The following is a 15,716-nucleotide window of genomic DNA, read 5'->3' as shown; positions in this document are numbered from 1 at the left end:
GCCGCTACGCGGAAGAGGAGGGCTTCCAGAGGTCTATGCCGCTCTCCACCGCGTACTTGTCGATCTCGGCGAGCTCGGCGCCGCTGAACGTGGTGTTCTTCGTCGCCGACAGGCTGTCCTCGAGCTGCGCCACGCTCGACGCCCCGATCAGCACCGACGAGATGCGCTGGTCACGCAGCCCCCACGCCAGCGCCATCTGGGCGAGCGTCTGCCCACGCCCGGACGCGATCTCGTTCAGCGCACGGATCCGACGCAGTACGTCGTCGGTGAGCATCGACGACGTCGACGACCCCTCCCGCGCGACCCGCGAGTCCTCCGGGATCCCGTCCAGGTATCGGCTCGTGAGCAGCCCCTGCGCGAGCGGCGAGAACGGGATGCACCCGACGCCCAGCTCACCGAGCGTGTCGAGCAGCGGACCCTCGATCCAGCGGTTGAACATCGAGTACGACGGCTGGTGGATCAGCAGCGGCGTTCCCAGGTCACGCAGGATTTGCGCCGCCTCCGCGGTGCGCTCCGGCGAGTAGCTGGAGATGCCGGCGTAGAGCGCCCGACCCGACACGACAGCGGTGTGCAGCGCGCCCATCGTCTCTTCGAGCGGCGTCTCCGGGTCGAACCGGTGCGAGTAGAAGATGTCGACGTAGTCGAGCCCCATCCGGGCCAGCGACTGGTCGAGGCTCGCGAGCACGTATTTCCGCGACCCCCACTCCCCGTACGGCCCGGGCCACATGTCGTACCCGGCCTTGGTCGAGATGACCAGCTCGTCCCGGTACGGCGTGAAGTCCTCGGCGAAGATCCGCCCGAAGTTGGTCTCCGCGGTCCCGTACGGGGGGCCGTAGTTGTTGGCCAGGTCGAAGTGGGTGACGCCCAGGTCGAACGCCCGGCGCAGGATCGCGCGCTGCGTCGACAGCGGGTTGACGTCGCCGAAGTTCTGCCAGAGGCCGAGCGAGATCTCAGGCAGCTTCAGCCCGCTCCGGCCCACCCGACGGTACGGCTGCTGTTCGTAGCGAGCAGCGTCAGCCTCATAACTCATGTTCGCGAGCCTGCCATAGCCGGTCGCGCCTCCTGCGCGCGCACCGCACCCCGTCCCAGCAGCAGGTATCCGACGAACCCGAGGACGAGCGCGACGAGCACACCCAGGTTCGCGAACGCCCAATCACCGTCCTTGCCGCCGATCGGCCCGAGCAGGTACCCCTGCCAGTCGAGCCACGACGCCGCCGTGTTCGTCACCAAGCCCCAGCCGATGATCGAACCGACCACGACCAACCCGACCGACAGCCACCGCACGTCCCCGTACCGCCCGCGTGGGTCGAACAGCTCGTCCTCTGCGTAGTCGGCCTTCCGCAGCACGATGTCGGCGATGAAAATGCCGCACCAGGCCGCGATCGGAACGCCGAGCGTGATCAGAAAGCCCTGGAACGGCCCGAGGAAGTCGCTGGCGAAGAACACGACGTAGATCGCGCCGATCAGCATCAGCGTCGAGTCGATGCACACCGCCACCCAGCGCGGCGCCTTCAGCCCGACGTTGAGCAGCGCCAACCCCGACGAATACACGTCCATGATCGCGCCGGACACCAGGCCGAGGATCGTCACCACCGCGAACGGGACCAGGAACCACGTCGGCAGGATGGTGGTGAGCGCACCGACGGGGTCTTTGATGATCGCCGCGTTCAGATCCGGGGACGATCCGGCCAGCAGGATGCCGAACAGCACCAGCACCACCGGGGGCAGCGACGACCCGAGCGTGGTCCAGCCGACCACGCCCCTCGTCGACACGGATCGCGGCAGGTAACGCGAGTAGTCGGCCGCCGCGTTGACCCAGCCCAGACCGAAGCCGGTCATGGTGAAGACCAGGGCGCCGATCACCGCCGCCGCGGACCCGCCGGGCAGGTCGTTGACCGCGCCGAAGTCGACGTGGTCCGCCGCGAACACCAGGTAGAGGATCGTGAGCACGCCCGCGATCCAGGTGATCCACTTCTGCGCGCGCATGATCAGGTTGAACCCGAGCGTGCCGCCGAGCGCGACCAGCCCGACGATCACGATCAACGCGACGATCTTCGTCGCGGTGCCGCCGCCGGCGCCGAGCCGGTCGAAGATCGTCGCGGTGGCCAGCACCGCGACGACCACGAGCGACGTCTCCCACCCGACGGTGAGCAGCCACGAGATCAGCGACGGCAACCGGCTGCCGCGGACACCGAACGCCGCGCGGGTGAGCGTCATCGTCGGCGCGGAGCCACGCTTCCCCGCGATCGAGATGATGCCGACGAACAGGAACGAGAGCACGACGCCGAGGACGCCGACGATCGTCGCCTGCCAGAACGAGATGGCGAAGCCGAGGATGTACGAGCCGTAGGCGACACCCAGCACGGAGACGTTGGCCGCGAACCACGGCCAGAACAGATCCCGCGGTCTGCCTTTCCGTTCGTTCTCCGCGATCTGGTTGATGCCGTTGGCCTCGACGCTCAACGCTGTATCGGACATCGCCCGCCCCTTGTTTCACCCGGTGACAGCCGATCGTCTCACCGCAGGTGCCGCACCTCCAGAGCCGCGGGATCGCTGTGGATATCCAATCCGGTGACGTCGATCATGACCGAGTCGCCGTCGCGCAGATCGACGTAGTTGTCGCTGAAACGAACGCCAGGATTCGGCGTCAGGACGTGGACGAAGTAGACGAAACCGCGCGCAGTGATCGTCAACCGTGCGGTGTCAGGCCCGGTGCGCTCCGCGCGGCGACGTCGAGCGAACCGCCGCTGACCGGCAGGTCCTTGATCTCGGCGAAGTACAACCGGTTCGACGGGAAGAGGGCGCTTTCCACCCATGCGTAGCGGTCCGCGCTCAACGGCACGTCGCTGAGCGTCCACACCGGATTTGATTCCCCAGGCTGGAGCTTCACGTCGACCGAGGCCTGCACCACGACGGTGCCGTCGAACCCGGCGAGGGACACGGTCGCCGAGCCGGCGACCGGGTCCCGACCGCTGTTGCTGACCCAGAGCTCCAGCGTGTCGCCGTCGCTTCGGAACGACGCGAGCACGGGCGCGAACGCACGCCGCAGGTAGTGATAGGCGGCCTTCGGCACGAGGTCGTGGTCGATCACCGACCACTGAAGCCGGGCCACACGTCGTTGAACTGCTTATTGGGCCGGGGGATACTGAGGCGGGGGGTAGCCCGGTGGCGGGTAGCCGCCGGCAGGCGGGTACTGGCCCGGTTGGGGCGGGTAGCCCTGCGGGGCGTAGCCCGGTGGGGGTTGGTAGGCGGGCTGGGGGTAGCCCGGGGGTGGGTAGGCCGCGTGGTGCGGTGCGGGCTGCGGATATCCGGCCGGTGGGTAGCCGGGCCGCGGGTAGCCAGGTGGCGGGTAGCCGGGCGGACCGGGCTGGGGTTGCGGCGGCCGGCCGTAGGCCGGTGGGTGCGGCGGCCGGCCGTAGGCCGGTGGGTGCGGCGGCGCACCGCCCTGCCACGCGGGCTGCTTCTCGCCGCCCTTGAACGCGGACGACGCCCAGAACACCGCCGCGACGAGCATGAACCCACCAACCCCGGCGGGCAGCAGAACCCCCACCCAGTTGAACGCGTACGCCTCACCGTCATGAATGCGAACCTCGACCGACTTGCCCTGGTCGTCGTCACCGACCCCATCGATCTGGCCACGCTTGCTCACACCGTTTTCCTGCCACGTGCCGTAGCAGGTCGTACGGGTCCGGCCCTTGCGGCCGTAGCTCTTCGTGCACTGGTCGACCACCGCGGTCGTCTTCTCCCCGGTGGTGCCGGCGTAGTAGTTCCACCCGCCGAATCCCAGAAAACCCAACCCGATGACGAGCAGCGATAACGCCGAAAGTACGGCTCGCACGTGACCGATCCTTCGTGAGTGTCCGCGGGACCCCCGTGATCCCTGGGACTCCAAGTGCCACACGTTAGCTCCTCGGGCCGAGCCTCAGCCCCGCTCACCGACTGCAGTCGCATGAGTACGCGACATCAATTCGCGTCACCATTCATTCATGCGCTAACGCAGACAAAGCGCGCCATACTCGCCCTTGGGGTGAGGAATGGGCGGGTTTCGCGGGTGGGCTTCGGTTATCGCATTGAGCGCGGCGCTGTTGGTGGGGTGTGGGGAGTCACGCGCACCGGATCCCGTGCCGCCGGTCCCGGCGTTGTTATCGCCGACACCGACGCCGATCCCGACACCGACTCCGACTCCGACGCCGGGCGGCGGTAACGAGCCGCAGGTGTTCCCGCCGCCGGTAGCGCGCCCGTCCTTCTCGGACGCCGCCCCGGCGCCATTTCCCCAACCGATCGTGCCGGGCGACTGGCTCTTCGACACCGCCCCGGCGCCCGAGCCTTCACCGACCGTTCCCTCACCGGACCCGACTACGCCGAACCCGACCACGCCGGAGCCCACGGGGCGCCCAACCGAACCAGCCGCGAGCCCGGCCACGCCAACCCCTGTCCCACCGAGCCCCACCACACCGACACCGGCACCGGATCCGCTCCCGACCGCGCCAAGCCCCACGGCACCGATCTCCCCCGCACCGGTTTCCCCCGGACCGGTTTCCCCCGCACCGATCTCCCCCGCACCGATCTCCCCCGCACCGAACACCCCCGGACCCAACACCCCCGGACCGAACACCCCACCACCGAACACCCCACCACCGAACTGCCCGCCATCAATCACCCCACCACTAAATTGCCCGCCACCGAACTCCCCGCCACCGAACTCCCCCGCGATGAGCCCAGCCGCGCCCGGCCCGCCGGAGCCCAGTTCGCCGGCACCCAATCCGCCCGCGCCCAGTCCTGAGGCGTCGGCACCCAGTGAGACGACGGCCACCGGCCGGGTTCGCAGCGCGCAAACTGCCAGGAAATCGTCCTGCGACGCCCGACTCAGCGAACAGCTTCCTGGCAATCCGCGCAGCGCCGATGGCGGCGCCGCCCCAACGCACGTTCGTGGACGCCGCGCGAGCGAAATCTCGCCATCGGGCTCGATCCGATGAGTCGACGTCGCACCCGACCCCAGGTGCCCCGCCCTGCAACGACCCGACTACCGACAACCCGCACGCCGCCCACCCGGACGCCAACGAACCGGGCGACAACGAACCGGGCGACAACGAACCGGGCGACAACGAACCGGGCGACAACGAACCGCATCGGACCACCGCCCTCCGCCGCCCCACAGCGCGGGGCATGGTCGGTCGTCCAGGCTGCGCTGGCCGAACTAGCCGCGATCACCGCGGTCCTCTACTACCTCGGCTGGATCCGCGCCGCCGAAACCTTCCGCTACTTCGGCGTCGACGTAGGCATCCTCGGCCTCTCCTCGGCCGACTACGTGCTGCGTAGCCCACCCACCGCGATCCCCGTCATCATCGTGCTGAACGTCCTCACGGTCGCCGCGATCGAGCTGTACCGCAGAGTCCTCCGCGACCGTCTGGCCACGATGGAACGGCGTCGACTCAGCACCCTGCTCTGGACGGCGACTTGCCTGACGTCGATCGCAGTCGTTGTTTTGTATTTGCGGTTCGCGGACTGGGGCAGCCGACTCGGCGTCGGCCTACCGCTCCTGTTGGTGGTCGCCGCCGGCACCGCCGCGGCCGCCCGGAGTGTCGGACGGGTGGAGGCGCGATCCACCGACGCGCTGGCAGGTGCGGCACTGCTGTTGCTGGCCGGCACCGGACTCCTGTGGGCATTCACGCTCTATGGAGCCCAAACCGGACGCCAGGCCGCACAGACGTTCTCCGACGAGTTACCGAGCCGCCCGGCGGTCACCGTGTACAGCGACAAGTTGCTGGTGCTCCCCGGCGCAACCTGGGCCGAGGCCACCACGACCCCCGCCGTCTCGGCCTACCGGTACCGCTACCAGGGCCTCCGCTTCCTCGCCCGGACTCCGGACGGCTATCTCCTGCTGCCCGAGCGGTGGCGTCGGGGCGACGCGGTCTACCTCGTCGCGCTCGGTGACGGCATCCGAATCGACCTTGCGGGCCGGAACTGAATAACCTGTGGTCACAAGTAAGGCCAAGGAGAGGTGAGAACCCCGGTGCGCTGGTCACGGTTGTACGTGCCGACTCTGCGTCAGGACCCGGCGGACGCGGATGCGGTCAGCCACCGACTGTTGCTGCGCGCGGGATACATCCGCCAGTTGATGGCCGGCCATTACACGCTGCTGCCACTGGCGGTGCGCGTCCGCACGAAGATCGTGGACGTCATCCGCGAGGAAATGAGCCGGATCGGCGCGCAGGAGTTCTCCCTGCCGGCGATGCACCCCGCCGAGATCTGGCAGAAGACCGGTCGGTGGGACGTCATGGGCGACGAGATGTTCCGCCTGCGTGACCGCAGGGGCGCCGACATCGCGCTGGGCATGACCCACGAGGAGATCTTCACGACGCTCGCGCTCGAGCTGCGTTCGTACCGGGACCTGCCGCAGATGTGGTACCAGTTCCAGACCAAGTTCCGGGACGAGCCGCGGCCCAAGAGCGGGCTGATCCGGGTGCGTGAGTTCACGATGAAGGACGCGTACAGCTTCGATGTGGACGCGGCCGGGCTGGACACCGCGTTCGACGCGCAGCAGGCGGCTTACGTCCGGATCTTCGAGCGGCTGGGGATTCCAGCGGTCGCGGTGCAGGCGTCCAGCGGCAGCATGGGCGGCAGCGCGTCGGTCGAGTTCATGTGTCCGTCGACGGCCGGTGAGGACCTGATCGTCCGGTGCCCGTCCTGCGGGTACGCGGCCAACGTCGAGAAGGCGACGTCGCGCATCTCGCCGGCGTCCGACGAGGCCGGGCCCGACGCACCCGAGCAGTTCCCGACCCCCGGCGTACGCACGATCGCCGACCTCGCCGAGGGCTTCGGCGCTCCGGCCGACAGGCAGATCAAGACGCTCGTCTACCTGCTCGACGACGAACTGACGCTGGTGCTGATGCGCGGCGACCACGGTCTCGTCGAACAGAAGCTGTTGGACGCCACGGGGGCGCGATCCGTGCGTCCGGCGCACCCGGAGGAGATTCGCGAGGCGCTGGGTGCGCTGCCCGGGAGCCTCGGGGCGGTCGGAGTTTCGGGGCTGCGGATCCTGGCCGATCTCGCTTTGCAGGGCCGCAGCAACATGTTCACCGGCGCGAACGTGGACGAGGTGCACCTGCGGGGCGTCGACATCTCGCGTGACATCTCGGTGGGTTCCTGGGCCGATCTGCGCGAGGTCGTCGCCGGTGAGCCCTGCTCGGTGTGCGGTACCGGGCTGGAGGTGCTGCGCACGATCGAGGTCGGACACATCTTCAAGCTCGGTTACAAGTACAGCGAGGCGTTGGACCTGACCGTGCTGGGTGCGGACGGCACCCGGGTGACGCCGATCATGGGGTCGTACGGCATCGGGGTGGAGCGCGCCCTGGCCGCGGTCGTCGAGACGCACAACGACGACGCGGGCATCGTCTGGCCGGTGAGCATCGCGCCGTTCGAGGTCGCGGTGGTCATCGTCGGGAAGGACGAGGAGACCGTGGCCGCGGCGGAGCGTCTCTACGACGAGCTGCAGGCGGCGGGCGTCGACGTGATCCTCGACGACCGGGCCGAGCGGCCGGGTGTGAAGTTCGCCGACGTCGAGCTGATCGGTGTCCCGTTCCGGGTGACTGTCGGTTCGCGCGGGGTCAAGGCCGGTGCGTTGGAGCTGACCCACCGTGCGAGCGGCGAGACCGAAAGTGTCGCCCTCGACGCCGTGACTGCCCGCGTGCGCGAGCTAGTGCGCTCCTGAAGCGCCGCGCTGTGCCTGAAGCGGCTCAGCGCGGCGCAGCCCGGCGTGGCGCGCGCGTCGCCGCACGGCGGGCGCGTCGCCGCAGGGCGGGCGCGTCGCCGCAGGGCGGGCGCGTCGCCGCACGGCGGACGGGTCGCCGCACGGCGCGCGCGTCGCCGCACGGCGGGCGCGTCGCCGCACGGCGGGCGCGTCGCCGCACGGCGGACGGGTGGCCGCACGGCGGACGGGTCGCCGCAGGGCGGACGGGTCGCCGCACGGCGGGCGCGTCGCCGTGCAGCGGGCGCCATGCGGCGCAGCGGGTGGGGCGTCAGACCGCGCGGCTGGTGAGAGCGGCGTGGCCTCGCTCGGCGAGCGGCGCCACGAGGGGGCCGAGGAGGTCGAAGCCCTCGCCCACGGTCATGCCCTGGAGCGACCGGTAGTGGATGCCCTCGAAGATCGCCGCCATCTTGTAGTGCGCGAACCCGAGGTACCAGGGCAGGTCGGTGAGGTCGGCGCCGGTGAGTTTCTGGTAGCCCTCGATCAGGCGCGTGCCGCTGGGGAACGCCGCGATGTCGCCGGGCAGGGACGCGACCGGGATGTCGAGCCCGCGCATGCCGTCCCACCACATGACGGTGGACCCCAGGTCGGTGAGCGGGTCGCCCAGCGTGGCCATCTCCCAGTCGAGCACCGCGCCGATGGCTCCGGTGCCGGGGTCGACGACCACATTGTCGAGCCGGTAGTCACCGTGGACGATCGCCGCGCCCTGGTGCGCGGGCAGCTTCGCCGCGAGCCGCTCGTGCAGACGGTCGAGCTCCGGCAGCTCGCGGGTACGGGACGCGTCGAGCTGCCGGCCCCACCGGCGCAGCTGCCGCTCGAGGTAGCCGACCGGACGCCCGAGATCACCGAGGCCCACCGCCGCAGGGTCGAGCCGGTGCAGGCGCGCCAGCACGTCGATCAGCCCGTCGGCCACGGCGGTGGCCGCGACCGCGTCGAACGACTCGAGCTGTTCGCGGGTGCGCAGCACCTCGCCGTCGGCGAACGTCATGACGTAGAACGGCGCCCCGATGACCTCCGCGTCTCCGAGGAGCAGCGGCTCCGGTACCGGCACGTCGGTGGGATGCAACGCGCTGAGCAGGCGGTACTCGCGCCCCATGTCGTGCGCGGTCTCCAGCACGTGACCGAGCGGCGGGCGCCGCAGCACCCAATGCCCGACGCCGTCACCGAGCAGGTACGTGAGGTTCGACCGCCCACCGGCCACCAACTCGACGCTCAGCGGCCCGCCGAGCAGACCGGGCAGCTCGGCCTGCAGGTGAGCCTCCAGCGCAGAGACCTCGACACCCGGCACGGAAGTCATTTCAATCTCCTGATCAGAAGCGATCGATCGATCTGTTCAGATGAACATGCCCGGTGTAGCGTGACCGTGTCAAGACCATCGGAGGCCGTGTGGAAACCGCTGACCGCGAAGCCGTGGGCGCCCGCCTGCGAGAGGCACGGCAGAGCGCCGGCATCACGTTGCGCGCGACCGCGGAGGCGCTTGGCGTCAGCGTCGGCACCTGGAGCGCGGTGGAGAACGGCCGCACCCGCATCACCACTGACCGCGTGGCCGCAGCCGCGAGCCTGTTCGGGGCTGACGTCGAGATCCTGGTGACGTCCGGCCCGGCACCAACACCGGCCAACACCACGTGGCGCGACTTCCCGCCGCTCGACCTCCCGGCGCCGCTGGCAGGGGCGCTCAGCGCCTTCGTCGAACTGGGTTATCACGGCGCCACGATCCGCGACATCGCCCAGCGCGCCGAGCTGTCGGTACCGGGGCTGTACCACCACTGGCCCACGAAACAGCACCTGCTCGTCGCACTGATGGACCGCACGATGGACGAGCTGATCACCCGCGCCGAGGCCGCCCGCGCCGAGGGTGACGGGCCGGTCGAACGCTTCGAGCTCCTGGTCGAGTTCCTGGCGTTGTTCCACACCCACCGGCGGGAACTGGGCTTCATCGGCGCCAGTGAGATGCGCAGCATCGACGAACCCGACCGTAGCCGGATCGCCGCACTCCGCGTCGGGCTGCAGCGAATGGTCGACGCCGAGGTGCGCGAGGCCGTGCGCCGAGGTCTGTTCACGACGCCGCTGCCGCACGAGGCGTCCCGGGCCGTCGTGACGATGTGCACCGCGCTGCCCAGCTGGTGGTCCCCGACCGGGCCCACGCCGCCCGCCACCGTCGCGGCGCAGTACGTCGAGTTCGCTCTCGACCTCGTGCGCTCCACCCGTTAGTGTTCAGACCTATCAAGCGATCGGTCTGTTCAGGAGGCCAAGATGACCGCCACAGCTCTCCCGGCACCGTCCGACCGCGCGGTGGAACTGCGCGAGCGCATGGTCGGCTTCCTCCGCGATCACGTGCTGCCTGCCGAGGGCCGGTACATCGAGGCTCGGCGCGGAGCCGGTCCCGACGACCACGAGGTTCCACCGGTGGTCGAGGGGCTGAAGGAGACCGCGAAGAAGCTCGGGCTGTGGAACCTCTTCCTCCCGTCCGAGTCCGGTCTCACGCAGCTGGAGTACGCGCCGATCGCCGAGCTGTCCGGCTGGGTCAACGACCTCGCGCCGGAAGCGATCAACTGCCAGGCGCCCGATACCGGCAACATGGAGCTGCTGCACCTGCTGGGTAGCGACGAGCAGAAGAAGCAATGGCTGGAGCCACTCCTGGCCGGCCAGATCCGGTCCGCGTTCGCGATGACCGAGCCCGATGTCGCCAGCAGCGACGCCACGAACATCAGCACGCGCATCATCCGTGACGGTGACGAGTACGTCATCAACGGTCGCAAGTGGTGGACCAGTGGTGCGGCCGATTCCCGCTGCGCGTTCTTCATCGTGATGGGCAAGACCGATCCGGACGCACCCACCCACCGGCAGCAGTCGATGGTGCTGGTGCCGCGGAACACGCCGGGTGTCCGGATCGTGCGTGACCATTCCGTGCTCGGCCACTGGGATCAGCACGGTCACCCCGAGGTCGAGTTCGTCGACGTGCGGGTTCCGGTCACGAACGTGATCGGTGAGGAAGGTGGCGGCTTCGCCGCGGCGCAGGCGCGCCTCGGGCCCGGCCGTATCCACCACTGCATGCGTGCGCTGGGTGCGGCCGAACGGGCGCTGGCGCTGATGGTGGCGCGGGCCCAGTCCCGGGTGGCGTTCGGCAAGCCGCTGGCCGACCAGGGTGTCGTCCAGCAGCAGATCGCCGAGTCCCGGCTGGAGATCGAGCAGGCGCGGGTCATCTGTCACCTCGCCTGCGCGACGATCGACGAGTCCGGCAACAAGGCCGCCCGGAACCTGGTCTCGCTGGCCAAGGTCGCCGTGCCCCGCGCGGCGACGAACGTCATCGACCGCGCGATCCAGGTACACGGTGGCGCCGGCGTCAGCGAAACCACACCGCTGGCCTGGATGTACGCCTGGCATCGCGCGATGCGTCTCTTCGACGGCCCCGACGAGGTGCACCTGCGGTCGATCGCGAAGGCCGAACTGCGCTCGGAGCCGGTGCTCCCCCCGGCCTGGAACTTCTGAGACATCGGGGGTCGTCCACGTGGTGGACGACCCCCGGCTCCGTAGCTGCACCACCGCTCGTGAGAGGTGAGCGCAACGTCGCCGCGCCCTGCGGCCGGGCGAGCCGACCCGGCGCTGCCGCTTACGCCGCTGCGGGACGCGCGTGCAGGACGCCGTCGATCGGCTTGTCACCGGTCGAGGAGTGACGCGCCTTCACCCGGCGAGCCGGCAGGTACTTCTCGCAGGCCTCCTCGGCCGCCTTGAACTCGTCGCTCTCCGGGTCGATCTCGTCCTTGCTCAGCCGCAACGAGCCGTCCGCGCTCGGCGTCGGGAAGTTCTCGACGCCGTTCTCACGCATGCACTTCGCGTAGCGCTTGAGCTTCTTCACGTCGGCCGGTCGTGCCTTCGCCGGCCTGCCCGGAGCGCACTTCTCGGTCGCCTTCCGCACGACGTCCTGATCGACGTCCTTCGGCAGCCTCGATTCGACGTGTCCCGGCTCGTCTCCGCTCGGCGGGGTCACCGTTGGCGCTTCGAAGTCCGGGATGCCGTTGGCACGCATGCACTTCGTGAACTTGGCGATATCGGCCTGAGAGAACGGCCGCTCGCTCGCGATTCCGATCGAGGCCTCACCGCTGTCGGGCGGGTTCTCCGACGCCATCGCTGCGCTCCCACCACCGGCCAACGCCAGGACGGTCATCACACCCACCAACAGACCCAACTTGAGCCGCATCTACTCATCTCCTCTGTTCGACGTGCGGACGGTCCGCACGTTCGAATTGGAGCCATCGGCGCGCTTCCCGGCCGTTTCCACATTCGGAAACGGCCAGGAAATGCGGTGGGGGGTCACTATGGAGTGATGCGAATCCTGGTGGCCGAGGATGAGTCGCTGCTGGCCGACGCCGTCGCGGAGTGGTTACGCGGCGAGGCGCACGCCGTCGACATCGCGCTCGACGGTGCCACCGCACTCGAACGCGTCGACGTGAACGACTACGACGTCGTGGTGCTCGACCGTGATCTGCCGAGGGTCCATGGCGACGACGTCTGCCGCGCCGTTGCCGAGCAGCACCCGGACGTCCGCATATTGATGTTGACCGCGGCGGCGGAGATCGACGACCGGGTCACCGGTCTCGCGATCGGTGCGGACGACTACCTCCCGAAGCCGTTCGCATTTCGGGAGCTGGCCGCGCGGGTCACCGCGCTGGGCAGACGCGCGCGCCCAGCCGCGCCGACGGTGCTGCAACGAGCGGGTATCCGACTCGACCCCCATCGCCGCGAGGTCTTCCGCGAAGGGCGGTACGTGCCGCTGTCCCGGAAGGAGTTCGCGGTGCTCACCGAGCTGCTGCGCGCCGACGGCACCCCGGTCTCGGCCGAGCAGCTGCTGGAGAAGGCCTGGGACGAGAACGCAGACCCGTTCACGAACGCGGTCCGGCTCACGATCCTGAAGCTGCGACGCAAGCTGGGCGAGCCGCCGGTGGTGCTCACCGAAGCCGGCGTCGGGTACCGCATTCCATGAACAGGCTGACGCTCCGGCTACGGCTCTCGCTCGTCTACGGCGGGCTGTTCATGTTCGCTGGCAGCCTGCTGCTGGGCGTCACGTACGTGCTGGTCGCGCAGCGTCTTCCGACTGGCGGGGAGGCCCTCCGCGTTGCTGCTCCGGCAGGCGAAACGCCACGAACCGAAATCGTCAAAGAGACCGCGAACGACGCTCTGTCGGCGCTCCTCACCCAGGGCGGGATCGCGCTGATCATCGTCGGTGTGGCGGCGACCGCGTTCGGCTGGCTGATCGCCGGACGCATGCTGCAGCCGCTGCACCGCGTCACCGAAACAGCTCGGCGGATCGCCGACGCACCCAGCAGCCTGCACGAACGCATCGAGATGGACGGACCGCAGGATGAAGTGAAAGAGCTCGCCGACACGTTCGACGCGATGCTCGAACGCTTGGATCACGCCTTCGACGGCGAACGGAAGTTCATCGCGAACGCGTCGCACGAGCTACGGACGCCGTTGACCGTCAACCGGGCGTTGCTGGAGGTGGCGCTCTACCGGTCTTGCCCTGCACCCGAAGTGCAGCAGCTGGCCGAGACCTTGCTGGCGGTGAACGAGCGACACGAGCGGCTCGTGGACGGGCTTCTGCTGCTTGCCCGGTCCGAGCGGAACATCGGCGAGCGGTTCCACGTCGATGTGGCCGACCTGGCCGACCACGTGATCGACTCGCTCTCTCCGGGGGCGGTGACCGTGCTTCCCAAGCTGGAGGAAGCCCCGACCACCGGGAATCCGGTGCTGTTGGAGCGCATGGTGCAGAACCTGATGGAGAACGGTCTGCGCTACAACGTGCCGGAGGGCGGGACGCTGGAGGTGTTCACGGGGGTGGCGTCGGGGGCTGCGTACCTGGAAGTACGCAATACCGGACCGGCCGTTCCTCGGCATTTCGTACCCGGGCTGTTCCAGCCGTTCCGGCGGCTTACCGAGCGGATGGGCTCCGGGGCGGGGCTCGGGCTGTCGATCGTGCAGGCAGTGGTTCGCGCTCATGGCGGCAGCGTTTCGGCGTCACCTGGGTCATCCGGTGGCCTCGTTGTCACGGTGTTATTACCCCTGGCTGCTTAATCTGTCAGCGTGGAGGCGGATCCGCTGGCGCTCGGCGAGGCGTACCAGGCCATGCGGGATCCGATTGCGCGCCGCGCGTTCGGCGAGCACTACACACCCGAGCCGATCGTCCTGCGGACGTTGGGTCCGCTGTTCTTGGATTCCCTTCGCGCTTCAGGGGATTTGGACGCAATCGCAGCGGTTCGTTTCCTCGACCCGGCGTGCGGTTCGGGCAACTTCTTGGTCGTCGCATATCGGGAGTTGCGGCGGCTCGAGATGGACGCGATCGCGCTACTGCGAGCCGCTGTCGAACCGACTGCGGCCCGACCAGCCACCGCAGGTGCAGCCGTGGCCATAGCGGGCGCGGCAGTAGGCGGGGCGAGCGCGGCAGCTGACTTCGTGGCAGGCTGGTGGGACGCGGAACTCTGGCCGAGGGTGCGGCTGGAGAACTTCTACGGGATCGAGGTGGACGCGGGGGCGGCGCGCGTGGCGTCCGAAGCGCTGCGGATCGTCGAGCGCGAATGCAATCGCGAATTCTCCGAACGCTTCGGCGTGGAGGTGCCACCCGGCCCACCGGCGACGATCGTCGTCGGCAATGCGCTGACGCTGGACTGGGCATCGGTGTGTGAGCCGTCGTCGTCAGTGATCGTGGCTGGTAACCCTCCGTACCTCGGACCGAAGGAGCGGAGCTCGTCGCAGACCGCCGACCTACGAACGGTCTGGGGACCGCGTTACTCCGGACTACTCGACTACGTGAGCGGCTGGTTTGCGAAGGCGGCTGCTTACTGCGAGGGCGACTGGGCGTTCGTGGCGACGAACTCGATCGTGCATGGCCAGGGCGTACCCACCCTCTTCGGAGCGGTCTTCGACGCCGGCTGGCGAATCAAATTCGCCCATCGCCCCTTCACCTGGCCGGCCGCCGCGGTGCATTGCGTGATCGTCGGCTTCACACGCTCGTCGCCCCCGACCAGCATCAACGCCTACTTGGTCGACGGCCCCGACGTCCTTGTGACGCCTCGCCGGACCCCGCTCGCCCCCGATCTGCCTCCGGTCACGGCTGGCTCGAAGGCCGTGGACTGGGGCTACCTGACCGTCTCGCCTTCCGACTACGCCGAGGTGGCGGCGGACCCGATCGCCTCTTCCTATCTGCGCCCTTATTACGGCGGCGAAGAACTGATCAACGCGCTGGACCGCTGGTGCCTGTGGTTCGAGGGCGCTTCGCTGTCCTCCCTCTACGCATCACCGCTCCTGGCCGCCCGCCTGGAAGCGGTCCACGCCCTTCGTCTCTCCAGCCCCAAGCCCGCGACCCGGGCCGCTGCCGCAACGCCGCACCTCTTCCACGAGCGCCGCCAGCCCACCGTGCCGTACCTGGGCATCCCTCAGACCTTCACGGACAACCGCTCGTACGCGACAGCGGGATACCTTTCGTCCGACGTGATCGCGTCGATCAAGCTGTTCACCGCACCGGACCCGGACGGGTTCCTGTTTGCGCTTATCTCGTCGGCCGCATTCCTGACCTGGCAGAGGACCGTCGGAGGCCGGATAAAGTCCGACCCAAGCTTCACGAACACCGTCGTTTGGAATACTCTCCCGCTCGCACGGGTGAGTCCAGACGCTCGACTGCGCGTCGCGCAAGCGGGCCGGAACGTCTTGGTAGCCCGCAACCCGAGCGCCTCCCTGGCCGCCCAGTACTCTCAGAACACAATGCCGAGTGCGCTCGTTTCATCCCATCGCGAAATTGACGCCGTAGTCGACGCCCTATTCGGCATGCACGAGGGCTCGCGTCAAGAGGTCCTACTCAAACGCTACGCCGAGCTCACCGCCCCACTCGCCGTGTGAGCCGCCCACTCACCTCCTCGCGGGCTGACAGACCAGGGAGACCCCATCCTCAGATCCCCCGCAACCCAGCCACCTCCCT

15 protein-coding genes are annotated in these 15,716 nt (G+C 69.1%); 7 read left to right on the top strand and 8 right to left on the bottom strand.

Annotated elements, in window-relative coordinates:
* Nucleotides 1-4 precede the first annotated feature (4 nt).
* From mgrA to ACGFY5_RS01295, 6 genes are all read right to left on the bottom strand, one after another.
* Nucleotides 5-1,030, bottom strand: coding sequence for an L-glyceraldehyde 3-phosphate reductase (gene mgrA / locus ACGFY5_RS01320; protein WP_392716047.1), 1,026 nt, complete (start codon nucleotides 1,028-1,030; stop codon nucleotides 5-7).
* Entirely contained in the window at nucleotides 1,027-2,478 is a 1,452-nt protein-coding gene (locus tag ACGFY5_RS01315; RefSeq protein WP_392716045.1) for a purine-cytosine permease family protein, read from the bottom strand. The genes mgrA and ACGFY5_RS01315 overlap by 4 nt, the downstream gene beginning before the upstream one ends.
* 38 nt (nucleotides 2,479-2,516) lie before the next feature.
* Nucleotides 2,517-2,693: a glycoside hydrolase family 2 protein gene (locus ACGFY5_RS01310; RefSeq protein WP_392716043.1), complete on the bottom strand. Its 177-nt coding sequence runs from the start codon at nucleotides 2,691-2,693 to the stop codon at nucleotides 2,517-2,519.
* Nucleotides 2,690-3,112 (bottom strand): hypothetical protein, encoded by a 423-nt coding sequence (locus tag ACGFY5_RS01305; protein WP_392716041.1) that lies wholly within the window; start codon nucleotides 3,110-3,112, stop codon nucleotides 2,690-2,692. The genes ACGFY5_RS01310 and ACGFY5_RS01305 overlap by 4 nt, the downstream gene beginning before the upstream one ends.
* A gap of 15 nt (nucleotides 3,113-3,127) precedes the next feature.
* Entirely contained in the window at nucleotides 3,128-3,838 is a 711-nt protein-coding gene (locus ACGFY5_RS01300) for a hypothetical protein (RefSeq protein WP_392716039.1), read from the bottom strand.
* A 153-nt stretch (nucleotides 3,839-3,991) separates the two neighbouring features.
* On the bottom strand, nucleotides 3,992-4,813 hold the full coding sequence (locus tag ACGFY5_RS01295) for a hypothetical protein (protein ID WP_392716037.1): 822 nt from the start codon (nucleotides 4,811-4,813) through the stop codon (nucleotides 3,992-3,994).
* A gap of 186 nt (nucleotides 4,814-4,999) precedes the next feature.
* On the opposite strand from ACGFY5_RS01295, the gene ACGFY5_RS01290 reads away from it, so the two are divergent.
* On the top strand, nucleotides 5,000-5,968 hold the full coding sequence (locus ACGFY5_RS01290) for a hypothetical protein (protein ID WP_392716035.1): 969 nt from the start codon (nucleotides 5,000-5,002) through the stop codon (nucleotides 5,966-5,968).
* Between the two features lie 45 nt (nucleotides 5,969-6,013).
* Nucleotides 6,014-7,711, top strand: coding sequence for a proline--tRNA ligase (locus ACGFY5_RS01285; protein ID WP_392718599.1), 1,698 nt, complete (start codon nucleotides 6,014-6,016; stop codon nucleotides 7,709-7,711).
* Nucleotides 7,712-8,018: 307 nt separating this feature from the next.
* Here the strand turns inward: ACGFY5_RS01285 and ACGFY5_RS01280 are convergent, their stop codons facing one another.
* Nucleotides 8,019-9,044: a phosphotransferase family protein gene (locus tag ACGFY5_RS01280; RefSeq protein ID WP_392716033.1), complete on the bottom strand. Its 1,026-nt coding sequence runs from the start codon at nucleotides 9,042-9,044 to the stop codon at nucleotides 8,019-8,021.
* Between the two features lie 89 nt (nucleotides 9,045-9,133).
* Between ACGFY5_RS01280 and ACGFY5_RS01275 the strand changes: the two genes are divergently transcribed.
* The gene (locus ACGFY5_RS01275) at nucleotides 9,134-9,958 is read left to right on the top strand and encodes a helix-turn-helix domain-containing protein (protein ID WP_392716030.1); all 825 of its coding nucleotides are present in this window, start codon (nucleotides 9,134-9,136) and stop codon (nucleotides 9,956-9,958) included.
* Nucleotides 9,959-10,000: 42 nt separating this feature from the next.
* Nucleotides 10,001-11,236 (top strand): acyl-CoA dehydrogenase family protein, encoded by a 1,236-nt coding sequence (locus tag ACGFY5_RS01270; protein WP_392716028.1) that lies wholly within the window; start codon nucleotides 10,001-10,003, stop codon nucleotides 11,234-11,236.
* 121 nt (nucleotides 11,237-11,357) lie between these two features.
* On the opposite strand, the gene ACGFY5_RS01265 is transcribed toward ACGFY5_RS01270, so the two are convergent.
* A complete protein-coding gene (locus ACGFY5_RS01265; RefSeq protein WP_392716026.1) occupies nucleotides 11,358-11,945 on the bottom strand; it encodes a hypothetical protein in 588 nt (195 codons plus the stop codon).
* A 126-nt stretch (nucleotides 11,946-12,071) separates the two neighbouring features.
* On the opposite strand from ACGFY5_RS01265, the gene ACGFY5_RS01260 reads away from it, so the two are divergent.
* From ACGFY5_RS01260 to ACGFY5_RS01250, 3 genes are read left to right on the top strand one after another with little or no spacing between them, the layout of a single operon-like run.
* The gene (locus ACGFY5_RS01260) at nucleotides 12,072-12,728 is read left to right on the top strand and encodes a response regulator transcription factor (RefSeq protein WP_392716024.1); all 657 of its coding nucleotides are present in this window, start codon (nucleotides 12,072-12,074) and stop codon (nucleotides 12,726-12,728) included.
* A complete protein-coding gene (locus ACGFY5_RS01255; protein WP_392716022.1) occupies nucleotides 12,725-13,819 on the top strand; it encodes a sensor histidine kinase in 1,095 nt (364 codons plus the stop codon). Before ACGFY5_RS01260 ends, ACGFY5_RS01255 begins: the two co-directional genes overlap by 4 nt.
* Before the next feature lie 51 nt (nucleotides 13,820-13,870).
* Nucleotides 13,871-15,637, top strand: coding sequence for a DNA methyltransferase (locus tag ACGFY5_RS01250; RefSeq protein WP_392718597.1), 1,767 nt, complete (start codon nucleotides 13,871-13,873; stop codon nucleotides 15,635-15,637).
* Nucleotides 15,638-15,716 lie beyond the last annotated feature (79 nt).

This window comes from Cryptosporangium sp. NPDC048952 (genome assembly GCF_043197895.1).
Lineage (GTDB): Bacteria > Actinomycetota > Actinomycetes > Mycobacteriales > Cryptosporangiaceae > Cryptosporangium.
Note: the sequence above shows the minus strand (reverse complement) of the source record. Positions and strands in the feature narration are given on the sequence as shown.